Source organism: Microbulbifer regidiadema (SeqCode) (assembly GCF_052466995.1).
On the sequence record NZ_CP174297.1, the window covers coordinates 1,829,968 to 1,852,610 of the forward strand.

Consider the following 22,643-nt stretch of genomic DNA (forward strand, 5'->3'; position numbering starts at 1 on the left):
CTCTGCGAGACTCTCAGGGGCCCCTTAGAACGCGCGGTTTTCTGGAAACCCGCCGATAAATCAATGAGTTACCAAAAAAATAATGTAAGAGGTAAACATGGCCCATCAACTACTCAATGAGCGTGAGATCAATTTTTTACTCTACGAGTTTTTAGATACCGAATCTCTGGTCGACCGCCCTAGATACAGCGATCACTCCCGTGAGATTTTTGATGCAACGCTCAATACCGCCCTCGCCATTGCCGAAAAGTTTTTCGCTAACCACAATGCCAAGGGCGATGCGAACGAGCCGAGTTTTGATGGTGAAAGCGTCCATGTTATCGAGGAAACCAAACAGGCGTGGAACGCTTTTGCCGCCGCAGGATTTCTCGCCGCACACTGTGATGCTGAGGAGGGGGGACTGCAACTGCCGGAAGTTATTCTGCGCACAGCCCTCGCCTATATATCTGCGGCAAATATCGCCAGTGCCAGCTACCCGTTTCTCACCATTGGCGCGGCAAACCTGGTACGTACTTTCGCTAGCGAAGCGCTCAAAAAACAATTTCTGCCGCAAATGCTGGACGGGCGTTTTGCCGGAACTATGGCCCTGACCGAACCGGACCAGGGCTCGGCCCTGTCAGATATTCGCACGAGTGCCACACCGGCAGAAGATGGCAGCTACCGTATTCACGGCCAGAAAATGTTTATCTCCGGTGGCGATCAAAACCTCACCGAAAATATCGTTCACTTGGTGCTGGCAAAAATAAAAGGCGCGCCCGCAGGTGTAAAGGGCATATCATTATTCTTGGTACCCAAATTCCTGCTGGATAAACAGGGGCACCCGTCGAGGCGCAACGATGTAAAACTCGCGGGCTTGCTGCACAAAATGGGCTACCGCAATACCACGTCAACGGTATTGAGCTTTGGCGAGGACGGCGGCGCGGTAGGCTATCTGATCGGCGAACCCCACCAGGGCCTGAAATATATGTTCCAAATGATGAACGAGGCCCGTATCAGTGTCGGGGCTGGCGCATCAATACTGGGCTACCAGGGCTACACCTACTCACTCGAATACGCCAAAGGCCGTCCCCAAGGGCGCATGCCTTCAAACCGCGATCCCGACTCCAAGCAGGTTCCCATCGTTCAGCACGCCGATGTTCGCCGTATGTTGCTGATGCAAAAAGCCTACACTGAGGGCGGCTTGAGCTTGAGCCTCTACGCCACCTCGCTTTACGAGGACCAGCATACCGCTCCCACCGAAGCACAGCGCAACAAGGCCGCAACGCTACTCGACTTGCTCACGCCGGTAGTAAAATCCTGGCCGTCAAAATATTGCCTCAAAGCCAATGAGCTGGCGATCCAGGTTTTAGGTGGGGCCGGTTATATTCGCGAGTACCCAGTAGAGCAGCTGTATCGCGACAACCGCCTGAATGCGATTCACGAGGGCACCGAGGGAATTCACGCTCTGGATTTATTGGGGCGCAAGGTGCCCGCAAAGAATCTTGCCGGCTATCAGCTATTACAGGCAGAAATCCGCAATACGGTCATGCAGGCCAGAGACAGCAAGCTCGAACCTCTGGCTAAAATGCTGGAAGAGGCCCTGGAAAAACTGGATGCAACCAGTTTCGCACTATTCTCCCAGCTTCAGGAAGATGTAGACCGGGGACTGGGGAATGCCACTTTATACCTGGATGTGTTCGGCTGTACCGTTATTGCCTGGCTGTGGCTACAGCAGGCAATTATTGCAGAAAAAGCGCTGGAAAATGCCCCTACGGCAGAGGCACAGGATTTTTACCGGGGCAAACTGCACACCGCCCAATATTACTTTGAATGGGAGCTGCCGAAAACTGAGGCCGCGATCGCACTGCTGCAAGCGGGTAATAGTGTCCCCTTCGATATGCAGGAAAACTGGTTCTGAGTAAGTTGCCACAAAGCGGAAATTACAGCTGTACTGTAATTTCCGTGCCTCCCGATGACAGAGGGGCTGCTCGGATCTGCCCCTCATAACTCTCAACAATATCAACCACTACGGCGAGGCCAATCCCCTGCCCGGGCTGCTGCTCATCGGCGCGCACCCCCCGCTGCGTAACCGCCTGCCACTTTTCGCTATCGAGACCGGGGCCGTTGTCACTGACCCGAATAGACAGCTTGCGACCATCCGGCATATTTTCAATGGAAACCGCCAGCTTCCCGTCACCGTACTTATAGGCGTTATCCAGCAAGTTCCCCAGGACCTCCATCAGGTCGCCCTCATCGCCGTAAAACAGGGCATTTTTATCACAAAAGCTCTCAACCTCGCTCGGCTTGCTGCGATACACCTTTTCCAGGGCATCCAGGATTTTATCCAACAGTGGCGCCACTGCTGTTCCCCGGATAATGGATTTTGGCGAGCTGGTTACCGCCCGTTGCAACTGATAGCTGATAATACTGTCCATCCGCTGCACCTGATCCGTCAACGTTTTGCCGACAGCACCTGACTCCCCGGAAAAGTGAAGCCCCTTTAAAACGGCCAGCGGTGTTTTCAAACTGTGGGCCAGATCAGCCAGGGTGTGCCGGGTTTTCTCTCGCTGGCGCCGCTCATTCTCAATTAATAGATTTAAGTTATCGGTCAGCGGGCGCAGCTCCCGTGGAAAATCCCCCTCCAGCCGATCGGCACCGCCGCGCTGCATATCCTGAAGGGCACAGGCCAAAGCCGTTAGCGGCGCAAACCCCCAGCGTAAAACCAGCCACTGGGCGAAAATTAATAGCAGCGCCCCCACCCCCAGCCAGCGCCACATGGTCGAGCGAAACTGCTCCACTTGAGCCTGCAGCGGAGCGGCATCCTCAAGTACCGCAAAGGTAAATAAATTCTCGCCCTCCAGGCCCCAGGCAACTCCCTGGCGGAAGCTGCTGTAGCGCTCCTCTTGCCCCGGAACCGATACCTGCGAGTAGGACTCCTGCCCCTGCGACAGTGGATAAAACTCCAACTGTGGCATTGCCAGGGCCGACTCCGAACGCCAGATAATCTCACCCTCGCGGTCGATAACGGCCCCCACCAGGCCGGAGTCCGGTTGGTTGAAGCGTTGCTCCGGTAGATTAGACGGGAGAATTAGGCTGTTGCCCTCGGGTTCGGCAACCGCCAGCAGGGTGTAGATATAAAGCTGCAACTCCCTGTGCTTGGCTTCATCCAGTGAGGTTCGATAAGCGTGCTCAAGCACCCCGGAAATCAGCAGAATAAAGCCGACCAACACAAGACTGGTCACCAGCGCCAGGCGGCCTTTCAAGGAGGCCAAAAGATAGGAGATCAAGGGTAACCCCGCGAGCTTCACTGGGGTATCACAAAGCGATAGCCGCGCCCGCGCAGGGTCTCGATAGGCTTGAGCTGGGCCGCCGCATCGATTTTCTTGCGCAGGCGACCGATAAACACTTCTATTACATTGCTGTCCCTGTCACAGTCCTGCTCGTAAATATGTTCTGTCAGGGTCGTTTTCGATACCACTTCGTCTGGATGCAACATCAAGTACTCAAGCACCTTGTATTCAAACGAGGTCAGCTCCAACTCGACATCGTCTACGCTGACCCGCTGTGCACTGGTATCCAGAACGATAGGACCCGCTTTAATCGTCGGTGATGAAAAGCCTGCGGAACGGCGCACCAGGGCATTCAGCCGCGCGAGTAACTCCTCGGTGTGGAAAGGTTTTACCAGGTAGTCGTCCCCGCCCGCTTCCAGGCCAGAGACCCGCTCCTGCCAGTGGCCCCGAGCGGTTAAAATCAAAATGGGGAAGTGCTTGTCTTCCCGGCGCAGTGTTTCAATCACCTGGATACCATCCATTTTCGGCAGTCCCAGGTCCATCACGGCAACATCGTAGGGGTATTCCCGCCCCAGATAGAGTGCCTCTTCCCCGTCGGGGGCTTCGTCAACGGTGTACCCCGCCGTGCGCAGGGACTCCGCCAGCTGTTGCCGCAACAGGGATTCATCTTCAACTAATAGTGCGCGCATAGAACTTACCTTATTACTGCTCGCAATTATTCTTTCAGCGGGAGATATTGCCGCTCTGCTTATCTACAAAGACGACATAGACTTGGCTTTTGGCCGATAGCCCCTTCACCCGATACACCGCTCGCCCCTTTTTTTTGCTCTCAGAAATGGCGAGGATTTTTCCACCAAAGCGCTTCTTCACCAGTGCAGCCGCCCGGTCTTTTGAAATTTGGCCGCCTTGAACACGCAGAAAGAAGGGCTTTAAGCTCTCGCGTTCATAGGCGGAGTGGCTGTGTAGCGAGGCGCTACCAAGCGCCGGTAAAAATACAGCAACAACAGTCAATAAGCCCACTAAGGTACGATTCAGTTTCACGGTGCGGCTCCTGTGGATATCCAACTTTCCACCCTATTAAAACTCACTGCCGCCCTCAAGCCAGCTCAAGGCGCCGGCGATACTGCGACACGAACCCGGATTCTATCGCCCGGATGATGGTCAGTGCGAGTCAAGTAAACCTGACCATTATACCGATAGCGTACATCGTATCCGACTAATTCCCGTCTCGTAGAGTATTGATCCACAACCTGGCAACGGGACTCGGTCGCGTAGTGGACGGGGGCATTGGCACGGCTGATCTGGTTGCCGACCAGTGCACCCACTAGGGCGCCCGCAACTGTCGCCCCCCCACGATGGTGGCTGTGGTGGCGCCCGCGATGACCGTGATCGCCCAGGTTATTGCCGATTGCCGCGCCAATCAGCCCGCCGACAACTGTGCCTGCCGGGGAGGTCGGGGCGCGATAGGCAACCTGCTCGTCACGGCACTGGGTCGTGGGAGTGATCACCTGAACATCGGTGTAGACAGGGATAACCTCGGTAACTCGCGCATAGTCATAGCCATCGGCAGCATACCCCTGGGGGCCGGCATTCGCCGTAGAACTGAGACCCACCAATGCCGCAACTGCCATACCTGCGATAAGCTGTTTGTAAAGTTGCACGATTAATCTCCCGCTAGTCATCAATGACAGCTAGATTACTCAAAATGATCTGAATAGAGGCTGAACTGGGGAGCCTCTAGCTTAAAGTATCAGCGCTTACTTCATCCTCTGGCCGCTCGGCATCGCCCCGGCGCCCCCTCCGGCGACTCTCCTCAGACCGACGGCCCCTTTCCTGCTCCCGCCGGGGCCGATCACCTCTCCTCCGCTCCCCTCTCGGGCGGTCTTGCCTCAGCCGCTCGCCCCTTAAACGCTCCTCTCTCAAGCGCTCTCTTCTACTCTTTTCTCCTCTCGACCTCTCCCCGCTGACCCTATTGCCCCTGGCTTCACGCCAGCGCTCTCGCATCTGCTCACGCTGCTCGGGTGACATTTGCCGGTACTTTTGCCGCGCCTCGCGAATACTGTTACGCCGCTCTTCCGGTAGTTCGCGGTACTGCCGGTAGGACTCCCGCAGCTGATTGCGACGCTCTTGGGGCAGAGACTGCCATTTTTCATACTGCTCGCGGGCGTTGTTGCGCTGCTCGGAACTCATTGAGCTCCAGCGGCGCGCCCCCCGCAGCAGCCGGTCCTGCTGAGTTTCCGACAGGCTCGACCAGCGCTGCTCCGCACCCTGGAGCAGCTGCCGTTCACTCTCACTGAGGCTGTCCCACGCCACCGACCAAACCTTATTAGTACAGAGGCACAAGGCTACTAGCAGGCAAAACTTAATCAGAGAGGACGCAGTATTAATCATGCTCACCCCCCGACCAGGTATCTCTGACATCAGTTTCTTTGTGTGGCGGGACGGGCCCTTGAGTGGGCTCGGGCGCGTCGGCCCAACTGGCAGCGGCACAGCAAAGCGCAGTCATCAGTGCGATGAATAACACACTACAAAGAGTGGCCATCCAGTTCCTCCGCCAACCAATGATAAAATTCCATATCCTCAATCACCTCAATATCCATATCTTCATCCAGCAACCAGTCGCCACCCACGAATAACTCAGTGGGGTAATCACTATCAACAACCGGACTAGGCCACCAAAGCACCAGCAAAACTATTGCAGAGGCCGCTGCCAGCGAAAAATAGGGATATAGAGAACTGAGAGAATAGCGCCGCGCTTTAATACTTTGTGTTTGCGCCGCAGTGCGGATATTGCGCAGCCTCGCCAGCGTCTCCTTGTCGAGGGACTCCTCCCTGCACACAACAGCTGCATTGGCTGCTTCAAGCAAGCGTTGGTTGTCAGTCGATGAACAGTTGCTGGAACTTGTCATTCCATCGCCTCCAGGTGAACACGCAAACTGCGCAATGCGCGCGATAGATGGGTTTTCACACTACCCTCACTACAAGACATAGCCGTTGCTGTCTCACTGACATCAAAGCCTTCGACACAGCGCAGTAAAAAAGCCTGCTGCTGACGCAGAGGTAACTTTTCAATAGCGTGATCAATGGCTCTTATCGTGCGTTCAGCCACCAGCTCGCTGTGGGGACTGCGGCCATTGGGATCTGGAAACTCGTATAGATCCCACTCTTCCTCATCACTGCTGCCCGGGAGCTTATCCTTCAGCAGCTGCCAGCGGGATAGATTTTTTTTGCGTCTATGCCAGTCGGTAATACGATTGTTGAGAATGGTAAAAAATAGCGGGCGCCACTCAGCCCGATCCCGGGCGCTATAGCTTTTAACCAGCGACAGCATAGAATCCTGAACGATATCCAGCGCATCATCACGGTTCCCTACAGCAAATTTCGCCATAGTGAATGCCCGCTTTTCCACCGAGGCGAGAAACTGATCCATAAAAGCCGATTGAGGTCCCTTTGCCAGGATGGAAGCTTGCTGCGGCTATTGAGGAGCCTCTAAATAATTCCGTAATGCTTTTCGTTGTCAGCGTGATCACAATCAATGCGCAGCTTCACGGAAGTACCCAGTCTCCCAAGAAGTAACAACACCGAGTGTGAGCGCTGTGCCCCCCACAGAGCGGGCTTCGAAGGCCACAGCTACCGTGTTGCAATGGGCTCTAGCCACTCACAGCAAGCCGCGCATAACATCTACAGCCGTCAAGGCCCGCAGAGAGAGTACAGAATTATTCAGAGGCACCTTCGTTCGCCGCAACTCACGAGATAATGCCAGTTAGCACCAGCAGCGATTAGTCGTTATTGCTCTCGCTCGCTTCGTGGTGGTGCTCCTTTCTCCGCTCATGGCGATCGTATCGGTTATCTATACGCTCACCTTTTTTATCCAGGTGCTCGTTGATTTTTTCGCCTTTATTATCCAGATGATTATCGATGCGATCCCCTTTCCGGTCTAAATGCGCGGCCAACTTTTCCTTGCCGTTGGCGGCAGCCCGTTCAGAGCGGCGATCCAGACGCTCATTAATACGATCGCCCTTCTCATCGAGGCGCTCCTCGATACGATCACCCTTTCGGTCGAGGCGATTCTCAATATGGTCGCCGTGATCATGCCCATCCGCCCCACTGCCAGTTTCTGCCAGTGATGTAAGCGGAAAAATAAGGCTCGCCGTTAACAGTGATAGCCCTATCAGCTTTGTCATAGATTGCTCCTGTTCGGGGAATAACAACAGTCCAAACGATAAGTGTCTGAGATTAAAACGCCGCTTTGCCCAGTTGGTTGACAGCTGCCGCGATTATGTCGGCAGCTCCGGGAAAATCCCAAATCTACCCTAGCCCTCGACAACCTCAGGGCCGGGCACTTCGTCGCCAAGCCAGCGCTGGGTCAGTGTGCCCGCAGTCATGGCCCCATTTACATTCAGCGCTGTGCGCGCCATATCAATAAGGGGCTCAACGGAGATAAGCAGGGCCGCGATAGTGACCGGCAAACCCATCGCCGGCAGTACCACCAGAGCGGCAAAGGTAGCGCCACCGCCAACACCGGCAATACCGAAAGAGCTGATCACGACCACCGCCACTAAAGTCGCCAGCCACACCGGGTCCCACACATTGATCCCCATGGGCACCGCCACCATGACCGCCAACATCGCCGGATAGATCCCCGCGCAACCATTTTGACCAATGGTGGCACCGAAAGACGCAGAGAAATTGGCGATAGCCGGGGAGGTGCGCAACTGCTCTACCTGGGTCTCCACATTCAGGGGAATGGTGGCGGCGCTGGAGCGGGAGCTGAAAGCAAACACCAATACCGGCCACACCTTGGTGAAGTAGTGGAGCGGGTTAATACCGCCAATCAGCAGCAGCAGGCCGTGAACTAAAAACATCAGGCCAATCGCGGTAAAAGACGCGAGCACAAACCCCAGTAAATTGAGAATATCTCCCATACTGGATTTTGCGATCAGGCCCGTGACCAGGGCCAGCACCCCATAGGGTGTAAAAGCCATCACCAGGCGTACCAGCTTCATGACCCAGACCTGAGCCACATGCACGAAACGCTCGATCGCCGCGCCCTCTTCGGGAAATTCACGGCGCACCGCCAGCGCGGCCAACCCCAGAAGCACCGCAAATATCACTACGGCAATCACAGAGGTGGAGCGGGCGCCGGTCAGATCCAGAAAAATATTGCGCGGCACAAAAGAGGTAATAATCTCAGGAATGGAAAGGTCGCTGACCCGGCCAATGCGCTCATTGAGCACTTCCACCCGCGCCGCCTCCCTGGAACCCTCCACCAGGCCCGCCGCAGACAACCCAAACAACTCGGCCATCGCCACCCCAATCAGGGCCGCTACTGCCGTCGTTCCTAAAAGTACCCCTATCACTGAGATGCTGATTTTACCCAAGGCCTGTGTGTGACTGACTTTGACTACGGCCACTAATATGGAGGTCAACACCAGGGGCATCACCAGTAGGTACAGCAGGTTAACGTAGCTGTCTCCGATCATCTCAATCCAGGGTATTACCTCTGCGGGTAGCGCCCCCCAGCCCCGGGACAACTGCAAAGTGCCCCCAAAGATAACCCCGAGAAGCAAGCCCGCCAATACAGCCGGCGCGAGGGTGTCACGACTTTTCTGCCAGCGAAAAAGTCCGTACAGAAAAACAACAAATAAAAGCAGGAAGGCAAGTGAACTGATATGCATAGAGTCTGGGTCCCACCGGGAACAAAAGGGAAAGTGGCGGCATGCTATCAGCGATCCGCCACAACCCGATAGATAGGTTAGTTATAGTTTTAGAGCCGCGATAAAATCGTCTCTTTCCTGTGGCCCTATCAAGGTTTTTTGCCAGCGCCCATCGGCACCAATGATAAATGTAGAGGGCAGTACCGCCGGCTTGTCTTGCCCCCAGCGCCCCTGCGGCTCAGTTGCCAGCACGGGAAAAGTTATACCGAGCTTGTCCGCCTGCTGCTGTATTTCAGCTGCGGGTAAATTATCAAAGTTAACCCCGATAACAACAATGTTATCACTGCTGTGCGCCAACTGGTTCAGTACCGGAACCTCCTCCCGGCAGGGCTTGCACCACTCGGCCCAGTAATTCACCAATAAAACTTTCCCGGATATATCCAGCGACTCCCCCGCAATCGTTTGCAGGGGCTTGGGGTCTTTAACGCAGGCGCTTATTGCGCACACCAACAAAAGAAAGATTGCCTTTGCCGCTCTCTCCGTCCCCTGCTTTATTTCCCTCTTCCGCGCCACTATCACCCCCATTTTCAACCTTAGTTTGCCCTTCATCGGCCCCGCCATCATAACCCAAGCCAGTGGGTCTATTTTCATTGTCCCACTGCTCGGCCTCCAGGAACAGCGCCCCGACCGTAATCCCCAACTGCTCCCGGGTAGACTCTCTGGCATTGGCAAAACGCTGCTCCACCTCGACATACCAGGGCAATCCATCCAAGTTTACGGGAATGCCACTGGGCATCCACTCCTCGCTCAGCCAACTGGCCAATTCCACCAGAGAAACACTATTTAAGTCTCTCAACAGCACATAATCATTGCGATCGGTCTGAGTGATCATCCGATTGGCTTGAAGAATGTTTCGCAGTTTCCGCCACTGGGCAAACTTGATTCCCATCCGGGAAATATCCCGCTCGCGCAGCGGCCTCCCCTGTGCGCACTTTCTGTACATTTGCCAGAGAACAATAAGGATCGCAATCAGGTCCGAGTGCTCCCGCTCCTGGGTCGCGGCCTGGTAAACAGCCAGTGTGCGCACCAGCACACAGCCGGCCAATACCAGTATCCACATCAGATAGATCCAAAGCAGAAACAGGGGAACAACGGCAAAAGCCCCATAGATGGCCTGAACCGAACTGCGCGCGACCAGCACACCGAATAGGTACTTCATAATCTCAAAGGCAACCGAGATTATGATGCCGCCCTCAATACCGTGACGCAGTGGTACATTGCAGTTGGGCACGGCAATAAACAGCAGGGTAAAAACAATGGTGCTGAAAATAAATGGCAGAACCCTGAGCAGTAGCGACGTCACCTCAAAGGAGTCAGCCCCGCCCAGAAATAACTTTTGCGAAAAAAGATAGGTGCTCGTCGCCAGACCGGCTCCCAACAAAATCGGGCCGAGGCTCAAAATCGCCCAGTACAAAAGGAAGCTGGAAACTCCACTGCGCCCCTTTGGCACATCCCAGATAGCGTTAAAGGTCTCTTCGATACCACGCAGGGTCAAACCCGCAGTGACAATCAGCATCCCGATACCCACCCCGGTCAAGCGCTGCGCCTGCTCGGAAAAACTGCTGATATATTTCTGAATCTCCTGCCCGCTCTGAGGCAGAAAGTGGGAAAACAGCTGCTCCTGAAGCTTGCTCTGCAAGCCGGCAAAATCGGGAAACAGAGACAGCATGGCGTAGCTGACCGTCACCAGGGGCACTATGCCAAACAGGGTCAGATAGGTGAGGGCGGCAGCGTTCTGCCGGCAATCCTTTTCATTGAACAACTTCCACAGCGACATCGCAAAGCGCAGCCAGCGGTTTCCCCAGTCCTTCACCATACTTTTCATTGCGATCCCTCTATATCTGGACAATCCCCACCGGCGGCAGTATTACTACTCCCAAATAGGGAGACTCTGAGCCCCCCATAGAGCCTGGGGAATTATTCAGATACGCCTTAGAACTCCACAAGCGTCTTCGGTTAGAATACGCCAAACAGTAACAGGATGCCGCCACAATGTGGACGATTTACCACAACCCCCGCTGCTCAAAATCTCGCCAAACCCTGCAATTGTTACAGGATAATGGTATCGAGCCCGAAGTCGTGCTCTACCTGCAAACGCCACTCTCTGCCGAGGATATCCAACAGCAGTTGCTGCACAAACTGGGCATTGATGCACGGCAGTTATTGCGTACCGGCGAAGAGCCGTACAAGCAGCTGGAGCTGAAAAACAAAGATCTGACCGAGGCCCAGCTTATTGAGGCCATGGCTCAGAATCCGATCTTGATCCAGCGCCCGATCGTGGTAAAAGACGACAAAGCCGTGATTGGGCGCCCGCCGGAAAATGTGCTGGAGCTGATCTGATGAATCGGGACAACCAAGGCTATGTCCTGATCCTCTACTACAGCCGCTCTGGCGCCACAGCGCGCATGACTGCCGAGCTGGCGCGCGGCGTAGAGGCCAGCGGAATCAGCGCTCGCCTGCGCACCGTGCCCAGCGTATCGCCCGACACCGAAGCGAGCGAGCCGCCAGTCCCGCGCGAAGGCGCCCCCTACTGTACAATGGAAGACCTGCGCAACTGCTCCGGCCTACTGCTGGGCAGCCCCACCCGCTTTGGCAACATGGCCTCGCCACTGCGCCACTTCCTCGACCAGACCAGTGATATTTGGCTCGATGGCAGTCTTACCGGTAAGCCCGCTGCGGTATTTACCGCCACCGGCAGCCTGCACGGCGGCCAGGAAACTACCTTAGTTTCCATGATGCTGCCCCTGCTGCACCACGGCATGGTCATCGCCGGTATCCCCTATTCCGAGGCCGCCCTGATGCGCACCCGCACTGGCGGTACTCCCTACGGGGCCTCGCACTGGTCCGGTGAGCACGCCACCTCGCTTTCTGAAGATGAGGTCTCCCTGTGCCGAGCACTGGGCAAACGAGTCGGCAACCTGGCCAAGACCCTGGAAAATGCGCCAGGCGCAGAGAACTAGAGGACAAAGTGTGAACGATTCCGTACAGCGCAAACTCAAGATAGCGCTGCGAGTTAACTGGATTTGCTATATCGGTATGCTGTTGCTGTTTGCGGCCTGGAACCTATTCCTCGAAGGCGGCTCCGTTTTCCTGTGGTGCTTGCAGACCATACCTCTACTGCTGGTACTGCCGGGGTTGATCAAGCAGCACTACCGCAGCTACCTGTGGCTCTGCTTTATCCTTTTGCTATATATCACCGCCAGTATTGTCGATGTAATGATGCCTACACGCGGCTGGCAGGATGGCGTACTGGTAGCCCTTAGCCTTATCCTATTCTTTTCTTCAATGATGAGCAGCCGCTGGCATCGCTTGCAGTAACCCCCGCCGCAGCTCATATCGCTTATGATTTCGCGACAAATAAGTAGAGATTACTTGCCCTCAGCGCACTAAGGAGTTTTGAGGTTTGACTGATTCATCTGATGAGAAAGGATTTTTCCGGCGTTTTTTTGCCGCCATTGGCGGCTCCATCACCTGGCTGAGGCGAGTGTTTACCAACCTGGTATTCCTTGTACTACTGGTGTTCATCGGCACTGCTCTTTTTAGCAAGGATGAACAGTTAGTGGTCCCTCAGGGCGCCGCCCTGCGGGTGGCCCCCAGCGGCTTCCTGGTGGATGAACTCAGTCAGCCCAGCGGCTTGCCGATTTTCCTCGGCGGCGCCCAGGGGCCGACCGAAGTCAGGGTGAAGGATCTTGTCGACGCGATCGATAGGGCTGCGCAAGACAAGCGCATTTCTGCACTGGTGCTAGAACTCGACCATATGATCGGTGGCAGCCTCAGTAAGCTCGATGAGATTGGCGCCGCACTGCAACGCTTTAAGGCCGCCGACAAGCCCATTTACGCCGTGGGTGACAACTACACTCAGGCGCAGTATTTCCTCGCCAGCCACGCCGACAAGGTATACCTGAACCCAATGGGCTCGGTAATGCTCACCGGTTTTGGTCTCTACCGGAACTACTACAAGAGTGCGCTGGAGAAGCTCAAAGTCAATTTCCATGTCTTCCGCGTGGGCGACTACAAGGATTTTATCGAGCCCTATACCCGCGACGATATGTCTCCGGCCTCCCGCGAGAACAACCAGCGCTGGCTGCACGAGCTCTGGAGCGAGTACACCGAACAGGTGACCGGCCTGCGCAATCTGCCCACAGAGAGTATCGATCTGTTTATCGACGAGCTGCCCCTGAAGTTGCAACAGCACGAGGGTGACTGGGCGCGCACCGCTCTGGCCAATAAATTAGTCGATCAACTGGCCAGCCGCAATTTGGCCGTCCAGGAGTTGCGCGAGACTATTGGCGCAGATGAGAACGACAAGCGCAACTACAAATCCATCGATGCCCTCACCTATTTGCGCAGCCAGAAACTGAGCGAAGTCGCGATCAAGAAAGAGCCCAATCAGATCGCCCTGATCACTGCCAGCGGCTCGATTGTCGATGGCCGGGCGCCCGCCGGTAAAATTGGCAGCGAAAGCCTGGTAAAACTGATCGCCCAGGCACGCGAGAAGGAAGTCGATGCCCTGGTTTTACGCATCGATAGTGGCGGCGGCTCCGCCTTCGCTTCGGAGGCCATTCGACAGGAATTGCTCGCCACCCGCGAAGCCGATATCCCGGTAGTTGTCTCCATGGGCAGTCTGGCCGCATCCGGCGGCTACTGGATCGCCACCGGTGGCGATCGCATCTGGGCATCTCCCGCAACCCTGACAGGTTCTATCGGTGTATTTGGCGCCTTCCCCACATTCGAGGACTCTCTCGAAGCCCTGGGGATTTACACCGACGGCGTGGGCACCTCGGACCTGGCCGGCAGCATGCGCCTGGATCGCGCTCTACCCGAGGCCGCAGCCAATATCCTGCAACAGGGCGTAGACAATACCTACACCAAATTTCTGAGGATTGTGGCCGAAGCCCGTGGCAGCACCCCCAAGGAAGTACACAAGATTGCCCAAGGCCAGGTCTGGACCGGGCGCGCAGCCAAAAATCTGGGGCTGGTCGATGATCTCGGCAATCTCAACGATGCCATTGCCGACGCCGCACAGCTTGCCGAAATCGAAGAGTACGACGTCATAGAGATCCAGCGCGAACTGACACCCGGTGAGAAGTTCCTGCGCGCCCTGAGCGACAATGTGGATGCCCGTATCGCCGCCAGCCTTGAGGAAAACCTACCTCTGGGGGCCTGGTTTAATAGCTTAAATCCGATTTTGGCACCCATCGGCGAGTTGCAGAGCTTCCGCGACCCACGCGGCCTCTACGTGCGCTGCCTCTCCTGTCTCGCACCCTAAGACCCCAAGGGCCATTACACTGCGCCGGCGCAATGCCGGCGCGGACGCCCATAGAACTTATGCGCGCACCTTTTATTATTTGTTTAAAGCGCTAACTGGCGAGAAAAAAATCGCATAAAACAAAGAGTGCCAATAACTCAAACCACTCTCCTTAACTTAACTCCGCTATAAACCGATATCATCGCCGGACTGCCCGGCCTATACCTCGCCATCGGAAATTTTTACCTGCCGCAGGGCTCCGCTCAGGGCAACCAGGACGAAGGCCAATAGACTCAAGATTCCCGCCCACTGCAATGTAGCCAGGGGCGCGGCGACTTCGCTCAACACACCCGCCACCAGCGCACCCAGCGCGGCCGAACCAAATAGGGCAAACTGGTAAATAGAAATAATACGACTGCGATAATCTGCCGGCGCCAGCAGCTGCACTATGCCCCGCCCCAATCCCGCAGAGGCCGCTGCGACCGCGCCCCAACACAGGCACAGCAGGATCAAACCAAACTGAGTGGGCCCCAGACTGATGGCAATCAACAGCGCGGCACTATAGAGCAGGCACATCAAAATACCGCGCCCCGGTTCCTGCCCCTGCCCCCGCCTCAACATGGTCACCGTTGCGATTACCGTGCCCGCGACAAATGCCAATTGCAGCGTTGCGTAGTAGCCGGCACCACGGCCGTAATCCTCAGCCAGCAGCGGTAACACCACCAGGAAAACCCCGATATGCACAAAGCCATTAAAGGCCATCAATGCGGTCAACTCTCGCAGAACTGGATGCTTCCAAGCCTGGCCGAGGCCATCCAAAATCAGAGCGTGGGGTCGCTTTTCCGATACCGCTTGGCACGCCTGGGGCTGACGCAGAGACAAGAGCAGTAGCGAGGCCACCGATACAACCGCGATCTGTACCCCCAGTAGGTGCTGCAAGCCCCACTGATCGAAGCGGCTCGCCAGCAGCATACCCACCGCCTGGCCACCGTACTGTGCCAGCATCATCCAGGTAACCGTTTTTTGCACGCCCCGCTCGGTGGCCCGCCCCCTGCCATTGCGGGCGCTGCGCTGCACCAGGTTATCCCGCGCCGGCTGTAGAAAAGCGCTGCACACCCCCAGGCAAATACCGTAAATCATCAGGGTGGATAGGGTCAGAACATGGAAGGTGAAATACAACAACAGTGCGCTATGGCAAAGCGCCAGACCAAAGCAGGCCAGGGCCGATACCAGGGCCGGGTCTCGCCGATCCGCCAGAGCGCCGCCAAATAACAGAAACACCAGATTTGGCAGCAACACAGACGCCTGTATCCAGCCCAGCTGCAGGGCGGGAAGATCGACAATGGTCAGCGCAATCCAGGGCAGCAATATCACCTGTAGGCCGGTTGCCAGGGAGGTACCACTGTAGCCCAACAAAAATCTTTGCAAGCGGCTTGGCATTTTAGATACGAAATAACTCAATGATTAATAACCTGCCAGCTCGCGCTTTTGCGGCGCCATATTCTCTGAATGCCGCAGCCAGAAATACCCGCTCGACAGCCGTCGCAGTGTTTTTAATGCGCCGGCATCGCCAGCGTAGGTCGCCAACTCAAATGCCTCAGTCACCGCTCGGGCATAATTTGCCAGCGAGGCCCTCTCCTCGGCAATACGGCGGACGTAATCACCGGCTGCCTCACCGGAGCGCCGCTCAACACCCTTGCGGGCCATACGCTGGCAAAAGCGCTGATACAGCCTCTCCGCAGGTGCCAGCTTAGGGCCTCGACCAGAGCGGGCTGCCCACAAGCTGATACCGAGCAGCAGTACGAGTATCGGCGCGCCCAATAAAAGGGCCATACGCAGCGGAGACAGGTCACCGAATAAGCGCTGCAATATATTCTGTTGCCGGTCGGCATTAAAGCTCACAACAGTTTGGTACCAACGGTAGTTGATCATATCCCACTGCAAGCGCATCCTAGTCAGAATGCCGATACGGTGTAGGGGAAACAGCGAATCCTGCATAAACTCCTCACCCGCCGCACTCTCCAGGCCATCGCGCACCCGCTCCGGCGCCACCGCTGCGGTGGGGTCGACACGCTGCCAGCCGCGGCCGTCGAGCCAAATCTCAGCCCAGGCGTGGGCATCGTATTCCCGTACCAGCAGGTACTCTTCCCCGCTCACCCACTCGCCGCCCTGGTAGCCCGCCACCACCCGCGCCGGTATCCCGGCGGCGCGCATGGCAAACACATAACTGCCGGCAAAGTGTTCGCAGAACCCCTGCTGGCTGTCGAAAAGAAATTCATCGACCGTATCGCGGCCCAGTGCCGGAGGCTTCAAGGTGTAAGTAAAAGTCCGGTTGAAGTGCGACAGCAGCTGAGAGGAAATCGCCTCAGCGCCGAGCCCCCGGTCCCGCAGAGAGGCGAGCCACTGGCGGGTACGGGCATTGCCAGAGCCGGGCAATTGCAGGTTCCGGCGCCGCTCCACAGGGCTGAGGGCGGCAGGGGAAGACAGGGCTTCCCGGGGCCAGGAACTGACCTGGTATGCAAAGCGGTTAAAAACCGGAGTGCGCTTTACCAGGCGATCATCCGCCGTCTCACCAACACCCGGGCTCTCCGAGGCCGGCTGTGCCATGGCGAACAGCCAGGGGCTGCGGCTCGCCTCCTGAATCACCTGATAGCGATAGCGGGGGCCCACTTGCGGCAGGGTCTGCTCACCATTTCTCCAGTACACCCGCCCACCGTTATGGGGGTCCACGCCATAGCCCTGGCGCCAGGTGCGGCCGTCAAATTCCGAGTACACCAGCCCGCGCCAGTAGCGCTGCTCAGGGGGGGGAATCGGGCCATCAAAGGAGATACGCAGGGTCGGCTTGCTGGATTTGGAAAGCTCGGTAAAGTCTCCCGGAGCCATGGAATCGCTGACCCCCGTGCGCCCAGCGGCAGTATTTTGCGGCACCGACCACAGGGGCCCCAGCCTCGGCATCACCAAAAACAACAACACCATCAGCGGCGCAGCCTGTGCCACTAGGCGCACGGACAATCCCAGAGCCCGGCGCGGGCGCGCGCTAAAGCGCCCCAACTGCGCCGCCAGCGCCGCAGTAATCACCAGCACACTGAGCAGACCGTAAAGCGCATAGGGAATAGTCTGCTCTTGGACAAACAGGGTGGCGGCGACAAAATAGGCCAGCAACAAGCTGACAAAGGCATCCCTGCGGCTGACCAGTTCGAGGTTTTTCAGCGTAAAGGAGATTGCCAGCAGCGCGATCATCGGCTCCAGCGCAAACCAGCGCCGGTAAGACAGGGCCAGCCCCGCCACTGTCAATACAATCACGACTATTTTCAGCGTGCGCCCCGGTAGATCCCTGCGCCCACGAAAAACTTCCAGGCGCCAATAAACCGCAAACGCCCAGGCGAAAGCCACCCACAGTGGCAGTATTGTGAATTGTGGCAACAGCGCGACAAACTGAGCGGCAAAAATCCACAGCAGGCTTTCGCGCGGCAATAAATCCTTGTTCCCCGCCATCACTGACCTCGCTCGGGATATAGGGCCAAGGCCTGCAAGACCCGCTGTTGATGCTCGGGGCCGAGCGCGGGCTCGATGGAGACACCGGGCAGGCGCAAACCGTAGGCAATGCCCTGCTTTTCCGCTTGCAGCGCCCAGTCACAGAGATTGCTCAGGCGCATTTCCACAGCTCTGCCATCGAGTAGGTCCCAGTCGAGCCACAAACGCGTATCAGTTCTGCGCTCGTAGTCTTTGCTGTAAAGGTCGCGCCCCGCCGCATATTGCTTCCAGGCCACATGGCGCAGGGAATCCCCCGCTTGATAGGGTTTTAGCGCTGCGTAGTCATCTCCGCCCCGCTGCACCTCGCCAAACTCCCCCTCGGCGATAGCTTCGCCAAGGGGGAGAGGCCCCGCAGAAATAGGGCGGGGATAGACCAAAAATTCAACATCCAGATCGATGCGGCTCCAGCAGCAAAACAGCCCCAGGGGAAAACGACTTTCAACCCGCAATCGCGGCGCCTGTACTCGGCCGCGCTTTACTACGGGCAGCGAGATACACACATCGGCGCTTTTCTGCTCACACAGATCCACGCGACTGCCCTGCTCCGGCGGCCAGCTCAATTCGAGCCACTCCCGCTCTCGCCGGCCCTCGCAGCTCACATTAATTTCCGCCTCGGCAAAGTCGCCGGCAAAAGCCGCCCGGGTGCCCAGCAGACGCAGGTGCACCCCGGTCAAGTTGGCAAAAGTGTGCAGCGGCAGCACTGCGAAAATACTGACCAACAAAAAGGTTAAAGCGAAAACCAGGTTGTTCTCATAATTGGTACCCAGCAGCCACAGCAGCACAACCACCACGAGAAAGCCCAGTCCCGCGCGAGTGGGCAGGATAAACAAGCGGCTGTGGTTGAGGGTGATCGCACGGGCCCGGGGCGCGCGGCGACTGAGCCAGCGCTGCGTCAGATTGCGCCAGGACTCCGCCAGCATACGCAGGGGATTGCGGGAGGCGCTTCGGCTTGAGGAATGATTCACACTTATCGACTCAGGCTGTAATCACATCCACTTGGCGCAACAGGCGCTCTACTAATTGGTCACCGTTGGCGCCATCGCTCTGTAGGCGATGTCCCGCCACCGCTGGCAACACCGCCTGAATATCCTCGGGCAACACATGGCCGCGATTGTGAATCAGCGCCCAGGCCTTGGCCGCGCGCAGCAGCGCCAAAGCGCCTCGCGGCGATAAACCCACGGCGCAGTCCGGGCTCTGCCGGGTGTGCAATACCAGGCGCTCCAGATAATCCAGCAGGCTGTCGGAAGTCTTTACCTGCCCTACCAGGCTTTGCATTTTGCCGAGTGTGGCGGTATCGATGCGGGGCTTTAAACTCGCCAGTTGCCGCCTGGGGTCAGCACCCATATACAAAGCCCGCTCCGCCTCGCGGGTGGGGTAGCCCAGGCTGATACGCATTAAAAAGCGATCCAACTGGGATTCCGGCAGGGCAAAAGTGCCCGACTGCTGCATCGGGTTTTGCGTGGCAATCACAAAAAAAGGTTTCGGCAGTGTGCGGGTCTCCCCGTCGACGCTCACCTGGCGCTCTTCCATCGCCTCCAACAAGGCACTCTGGGTTTTTGGCGATGAGCGATTAATTTCATCCGCCAGTAATACCTGGCTAAAAACCGGCCCCTCGTGAAAATGGAATTGGCTGGATTCCCGATCAAATATCGAAACACCGAGGATATCCGCCGGCAACATATCACTAGTGAACTGCACCCGTTTATAGGTCAGTCCCAGTACCTGCGCGAGCGCGTGGGCCAAAGTGGTCTTACCCATACCCGGCAGGTCTTCAATCAACAGGTGGCCTTTTGACAGCAAACAGGCCAGCGCCAATTTCACCTGACGCTCTTTACCCAATAAAACACTGCCGATATCAGACACGATGGCGGAAACTATTTTTTGCACGGCAAATCCATTACTGCTCAATTTTTCTCGGGGGATTGTTACTGCACACCGGCAGAAACTCTAACAAGTACAGGCGCTACCGGAACCCGCGAACCGTATTCCACGGTCCGCTAATAATCATAGGTAGCTGGACGCTTACGCTAGCGCCTATAACTGGAACAATCCGCGCATCAGGTCGCGCTTGAGATCCTCAACATTTTCAAGCCCGACGGAAATACGAATCAGATTCTCGCTAATCCCGGCGCGGGCTTTGTCTTCATCACTGAGGCGACTGTGAGTAGTGGTCGCGGGGTGTACGATCGTGGTTTTTGCATCGCCTAAATTGGCGGTACAGGAGAGAATTTTACAATTATCGATCACCTTCCAGGCCGCCTCGCGACCGCCGCGCACGGTAAAACTCAGCACTGCGCCAAAAGCGTCCTGCTGCTCCCGCGCCAAGCGGTGCTGCGGGTGCTTGGGCAGGCCGGTGTAATTCACCTTCTCCACCATCTCCTGCTCGTCGAGCCACCAAGCCAAATCCAGGGCATTGGTGCAGTGCGCCTGCATACGCAGTTTTAACGTCTCCAGGCCTTTGAGAAATACCCAGGCATTAAACGGGCTCATACTGGGCCCGGCAGTGCGCAGGAAAACCACCAGCTCATCCATCACCGCCTTGCGGCCAACGGCAACACCCCCCAGCGCCCGGCCCTGACCATCGAGGAATTTAGTCGCGGAGTGCACCACGATATCGGCGCCCATGGATAGCGGGCGTTGCAGAGCCGGGGTACAAAAACAGTTATCCACCACCAGCATGGCACCGGCACTGTGGGCAACTTGCGCCAGTGCGCGGATATCCGCCACCTCACACAGAGGGTTGGAGGGCGTTTCCATAAACAGCAATTTAGTGGCGCCATTCACCGCCTGTTTCCAGGCATCCATATCGGTCAAATCGACATAGCTCACCCGCACGCCAAATTTTTCCATATAGCGGCCAAACAGTGCCGTTGTAGTACCGAAAACACTGCGGGAACAAATAACGTGGTCGCCACTTTTTAGCAGCGCCATACAAATACTGAGAATAGCGGCCATACCACTGGCCGTAGCAACGGCGGCTTCACCGCCTTCAAGCGCGGCAATGCGCTCTTCAAAAGTGCGTACGGTGGGATTGGTATAGCGGGAATAGACGTTGCCGGCACTTTCACCGGAAAAGCGTGCGGCAGCTTCCGCAGCAGAGGGGAAAACATAACTGGAGGTAAGGTGGAGCGCCTCGGAGTGCTCCCCTTCCGGTGAGCGAACCTGGCCGGCGCGCACCGCCAGGGTTTCCAGAGCGTAACCGTCGTCTTCAAACATATACCGCTTCCTGGTCAGTATTTTGGGAAGCAGTCATATTAACCGAAACGCTCTGAGCTGGCGCCCTCTTCTGCCGCGAGAAAAGGGCGCTTACGCTTTTTTACTTTCGGCAGGCTACAAAAACAGATTTTTGCCGCCGGCCGCTCGGGACAGGCCCGGTCAAAGGGAATTACAGGGCGCTGGCATCGACCTTCTTGCCCTTGGCGCCGTCATTGCGCTGGGCGTGTAGGTCGTTGAGATATTCCTCGTCCACGTCACCGGTGATGTAATTGCCGTCAAATACAGAGCAGTCAAAGCGCTCAATTTTCTGTTTGCCGCCACTGGAGCTGACCACCAGATCTTCCAACTCCTGGTAGATCAACCAGTCCGCCCCGATCTCCTCACAGATTTCCTCGGTGCTGCGGCCGTGGGCCACCAGCTCGGTAGCCGAAGGCATATCGATACCGTATACGTTCGGATACTTAACGGCGGGGGCGGCGCTGGCGAAATACACCTTGGCAGCACCGGCGTCGCGGGCCATCTGGATAATCTGCTTGCAGGTAGTACCGCGTACAATGGAATCGTCCACCAGCAGCACGTTCTTGCCGCGGAATTCCAGCTCAATGGCATTGAGCTTCTGGCGAACTGACTTTTTGCGCTCCTTCTGGCCGGGCATAATAAAGGTGCGACCGATATAGCGGTTCTTCACCATGCCCTCACGGAATTTCACCCCCAGGCGGTGGGCCACTGTCTGCCCTGCGGTGCGGGCAGAATCCGGGATCGGGATAACCACATCGATATCGTGATCCGGGCGTATGCTGAGGATTTTATCCGCCAAGTGCTCACCCTGACGCAGGCGCGCCTTGTGTACCGACACCCCATCCATAATGGAGTCCGGGCGGGCAAAGTACACGTGCTCAAAAATACAGGGGCTCAGAGACGGGTTATCTGAACACTGTTCGGAGTGCAAGGTGCCATCCAGTTCGATATAGATCGCTTCACCGGGGGCCACGTCGCGCACCAGGGTATAACCCAGCACATCCAGAGCCACAGACTCAGAGGCCACCATATACTCGGTGCCCTTCTCGGTTTCGCGCTTGCCGTAAACCAGAGGGCGAATACCGTTGGGGTCGCGGAAAGCGACAATACCGTAACCGACGATCAGGGCCACACAGGCATAGGCGCCGCGCACGCGCTTGTGTACGGAGCGCATCGCGCTGAAGATATCTTCCGCTTTGGGCTGCAACTTGTGCAACTTGTGCAGCTCGTGGGCGAAAACGTTGAGTAAAACTTCTGAGTCAGAATCTGTATTGATATGACGCAGGTCCTGCTGGAAAATCTCATCGACCACCTCGTGGGCATTGGTGAGATTGCCGTTGTGCGCCATGGCAATGCCGTAGGGCGAGTTTACGTAGAACGGCTGAGCCAGTGCCGGGCCAGAGCCACCGGCAGTGGGATAGCGCACGTGACCGATGCCAAAATTACCCTTCAGACGCTCCATGTCCCGCGCGCGGAATACGTCGCGAACCAAACCATTGGCTTTCTGCTGGTTCAGGCGATCATCGTCACAGGTCACGATACCGGCGGCATCCTGTCCCCTGTGCTGTAGTAGAGTGAGCCCATCATAGAGCTGTAGATTGACGTCACTCTTACCGACGATACCGACGATACCACACATAT

General features: G+C 56.7%; 22 protein-coding genes. 5 read left to right on the plus strand and 17 right to left on the minus strand.

Annotation, left to right across the window (positions count from 1 at the left end):
- Positions 1 to 97 precede the first annotated feature (97 nt).
- Positions 98 to 1,897: an acyl-CoA dehydrogenase gene (locus ACJJIK_RS07900; protein ID WP_444944690.1), complete on the plus strand. Its 1,800-nt coding sequence runs from the start codon at positions 98 to 100 to the stop codon at positions 1,895 to 1,897.
- Between the two features lie 22 nt (positions 1,898 to 1,919).
- Here the strand turns inward: ACJJIK_RS07900 and ACJJIK_RS07905 are convergent, their stop codons facing one another.
- From ACJJIK_RS07905 to ACJJIK_RS07955, 11 genes are all read right to left on the minus strand, one after another.
- Positions 1,920 to 3,266: an ATP-binding protein gene (locus ACJJIK_RS07905; protein ID WP_444930327.1), complete on the minus strand. Its 1,347-nt coding sequence runs from the start codon at positions 3,264 to 3,266 to the stop codon at positions 1,920 to 1,922.
- A gap of 17 nt (positions 3,267 to 3,283) precedes the next feature.
- Positions 3,284 to 3,958, minus strand: a complete 675-nt coding sequence (locus ACJJIK_RS07910) for a response regulator transcription factor (RefSeq protein ID WP_444944691.1) — start codon at positions 3,956 to 3,958, stop codon at positions 3,284 to 3,286.
- 34 nt (positions 3,959 to 3,992) lie between these two features.
- Positions 3,993 to 4,310 (minus strand): PepSY domain-containing protein, encoded by a 318-nt coding sequence (locus ACJJIK_RS07915; RefSeq protein WP_444944692.1) that lies wholly within the window; start codon positions 4,308 to 4,310, stop codon positions 3,993 to 3,995.
- A 65-nt stretch (positions 4,311 to 4,375) separates the two neighbouring features.
- On the minus strand, positions 4,376 to 4,930 hold the full coding sequence (locus ACJJIK_RS07920; protein WP_444944693.1) for a glycine zipper 2TM domain-containing protein: 555 nt from the start codon (positions 4,928 to 4,930) through the stop codon (positions 4,376 to 4,378).
- Between the two features lie 76 nt (positions 4,931 to 5,006).
- Positions 5,007 to 5,582 carry a DUF3106 domain-containing protein gene (locus ACJJIK_RS07925; protein ID WP_444944694.1) on the minus strand — a complete coding sequence of 192 codons (576 nt, stop codon included), beginning with the start codon at positions 5,580 to 5,582 and terminating at the stop codon, positions 5,007 to 5,009.
- 212 nt (positions 5,583 to 5,794) lie between these two features.
- On the minus strand, positions 5,795 to 6,178 hold the full coding sequence (locus ACJJIK_RS07930) for a hypothetical protein (protein ID WP_444944695.1): 384 nt from the start codon (positions 6,176 to 6,178) through the stop codon (positions 5,795 to 5,797).
- Entirely contained in the window at positions 6,175 to 6,699 is a 525-nt protein-coding gene (locus tag ACJJIK_RS07935) for an RNA polymerase sigma factor (RefSeq protein WP_444930321.1), read from the minus strand. The genes ACJJIK_RS07930 and ACJJIK_RS07935 overlap by 4 nt, the downstream gene beginning before the upstream one ends.
- 349 nt (positions 6,700 to 7,048) lie before the next feature.
- Entirely contained in the window at positions 7,049 to 7,453 is a 405-nt protein-coding gene (locus ACJJIK_RS07940) for a hypothetical protein (RefSeq protein ID WP_444944696.1), read from the minus strand.
- Positions 7,454 to 7,582: 129 nt separating this feature from the next.
- A complete protein-coding gene (locus tag ACJJIK_RS07945; protein WP_444930319.1) occupies positions 7,583 to 8,947 on the minus strand; it encodes an L-cystine transporter in 1,365 nt (454 codons plus the stop codon).
- A gap of 81 nt (positions 8,948 to 9,028) precedes the next feature.
- A complete protein-coding gene (locus ACJJIK_RS07950) occupies positions 9,029 to 9,433 on the minus strand; it encodes a TlpA family protein disulfide reductase (protein ID WP_444944697.1) in 405 nt (134 codons plus the stop codon).
- Positions 9,408 to 10,811 carry a YihY family inner membrane protein gene (locus tag ACJJIK_RS07955; protein WP_444944698.1) on the minus strand — a complete coding sequence of 468 codons (1,404 nt, stop codon included), beginning with the start codon at positions 10,809 to 10,811 and terminating at the stop codon, positions 9,408 to 9,410. Before ACJJIK_RS07955 ends, ACJJIK_RS07950 begins: the two co-directional genes overlap by 26 nt.
- A gap of 167 nt (positions 10,812 to 10,978) precedes the next feature.
- Between ACJJIK_RS07955 and arsC the strand changes: the two genes are divergently transcribed.
- The 4 genes from arsC (at position 10,979) to sppA (ending at position 14,255) form a co-directional block, all read left to right on the plus strand.
- Positions 10,979 to 11,326 (plus strand): arsenate reductase (glutaredoxin), encoded by a 348-nt coding sequence (gene arsC / locus ACJJIK_RS07960; RefSeq protein WP_444930316.1) that lies wholly within the window; start codon positions 10,979 to 10,981, stop codon positions 11,324 to 11,326.
- Positions 11,326 to 11,946, plus strand: coding sequence for an NAD(P)H:quinone oxidoreductase (gene wrbA, locus ACJJIK_RS07965; protein ID WP_444944699.1), 621 nt, complete (start codon positions 11,326 to 11,328; stop codon positions 11,944 to 11,946). The genes arsC and wrbA overlap by 1 nt, the downstream gene beginning before the upstream one ends.
- Before the next feature lie 10 nt (positions 11,947 to 11,956).
- Complete coding sequence (locus ACJJIK_RS07970) at positions 11,957 to 12,304, plus strand: DUF2069 domain-containing protein (protein ID WP_444930314.1); 348 nt, start codon at positions 11,957 to 11,959, stop codon at positions 12,302 to 12,304.
- 85 nt (positions 12,305 to 12,389) lie between these two features.
- On the plus strand, positions 12,390 to 14,255 hold the full coding sequence (gene sppA, locus ACJJIK_RS07975; RefSeq protein WP_444944700.1) for a signal peptide peptidase SppA: 1,866 nt from the start codon (positions 12,390 to 12,392) through the stop codon (positions 14,253 to 14,255).
- A gap of 198 nt (positions 14,256 to 14,453) precedes the next feature.
- Here the strand turns inward: sppA and ACJJIK_RS07980 are convergent, their stop codons facing one another.
- From ACJJIK_RS07980 to purF, 6 genes are all read right to left on the minus strand, one after another.
- Entirely contained in the window at positions 14,454 to 15,647 is a 1,194-nt protein-coding gene (locus ACJJIK_RS07980; RefSeq protein ID WP_444944701.1) for an MFS transporter, read from the minus strand.
- Between the two features lie 51 nt (positions 15,648 to 15,698).
- Entirely contained in the window at positions 15,699 to 17,729 is a 2,031-nt protein-coding gene (locus ACJJIK_RS07985) for a transglutaminase TgpA family protein (protein ID WP_444944702.1), read from the minus strand.
- Complete coding sequence (locus tag ACJJIK_RS07990; RefSeq protein WP_444944703.1) at positions 17,729 to 18,733, minus strand: DUF58 domain-containing protein; 1,005 nt, start codon at positions 18,731 to 18,733, stop codon at positions 17,729 to 17,731. Before ACJJIK_RS07990 ends, ACJJIK_RS07985 begins: the two co-directional genes overlap by 1 nt.
- A 10-nt stretch (positions 18,734 to 18,743) precedes the next feature.
- Complete coding sequence (locus ACJJIK_RS07995) at positions 18,744 to 19,655, minus strand: AAA family ATPase (RefSeq protein WP_444930307.1); 912 nt, start codon at positions 19,653 to 19,655, stop codon at positions 18,744 to 18,746.
- A 147-nt stretch (positions 19,656 to 19,802) separates the two neighbouring features.
- Entirely contained in the window at positions 19,803 to 20,984 is a 1,182-nt protein-coding gene (locus ACJJIK_RS08000; RefSeq protein WP_444944704.1) for an O-succinylhomoserine sulfhydrylase, read from the minus strand.
- A gap of 169 nt (positions 20,985 to 21,153) precedes the next feature.
- Complete coding sequence (gene purF / locus ACJJIK_RS08005; RefSeq protein WP_444944705.1) at positions 21,154 to 22,641, minus strand: amidophosphoribosyltransferase; 1,488 nt, start codon at positions 22,639 to 22,641, stop codon at positions 21,154 to 21,156.
- Positions 22,642 to 22,643: the final 2 nt, after the last annotated feature.

Bases quoted from the DNA above. Each gene is read 5' to 3' on its own strand.
- ACJJIK_RS07910 (WP_444944691.1), bottom strand. From the start codon at position 3,958: ATGCGCGCACTATTAGTTGAAGATGAATCCCTGTTGCGGCAACAGCTG.
- ACJJIK_RS07945 (WP_444930319.1), bottom strand. From the start codon at position 8,947: ATGCATATCAGTTCACTTGCCTTCCTGCTTTTATTTGTTGTTTTTCTG.
- ACJJIK_RS07985 (WP_444944702.1), bottom strand. From the start codon at position 17,729: ATGGCGGGGAACAAGGATTTATTGCCGCGCGAAAGCCTGCTGTGGATT.
- ACJJIK_RS07900 (WP_444944690.1), top strand. From the start codon at position 98: ATGGCCCATCAACTACTCAATGAGCGTGAGATCAATTTTTTACTCTAC.
- wrbA (WP_444944699.1), top strand. From the start codon at position 11,326: ATGAATCGGGACAACCAAGGCTATGTCCTGATCCTCTACTACAGCCGC.
- ACJJIK_RS07955 (WP_444944698.1), bottom strand. From the start codon at position 10,811: ATGAAAAGTATGGTGAAGGACTGGGGAAACCGCTGGCTGCGCTTTGCG.
- arsC (WP_444930316.1), top strand. From the start codon at position 10,979: ATGTGGACGATTTACCACAACCCCCGCTGCTCAAAATCTCGCCAAACC.
- purF (WP_444944705.1), bottom strand. From the start codon at position 22,641: ATGTGTGGTATCGTCGGTATCGTCGGTAAGAGTGACGTCAATCTACAG.
- ACJJIK_RS07930 (WP_444944695.1), bottom strand. From the start codon at position 6,178: ATGACAAGTTCCAGCAACTGTTCATCGACTGACAACCAACGCTTGCTT.
- ACJJIK_RS08000 (WP_444944704.1), bottom strand. From the start codon at position 20,984: ATGTTTGAAGACGACGGTTACGCTCTGGAAACCCTGGCGGTGCGCGCC.
- ACJJIK_RS07940 (WP_444944696.1), bottom strand. From the start codon at position 7,453: ATGACAAAGCTGATAGGGCTATCACTGTTAACGGCGAGCCTTATTTTT.
- ACJJIK_RS07935 (WP_444930321.1), bottom strand. From the start codon at position 6,699: ATGGATCAGTTTCTCGCCTCGGTGGAAAAGCGGGCATTCACTATGGCG.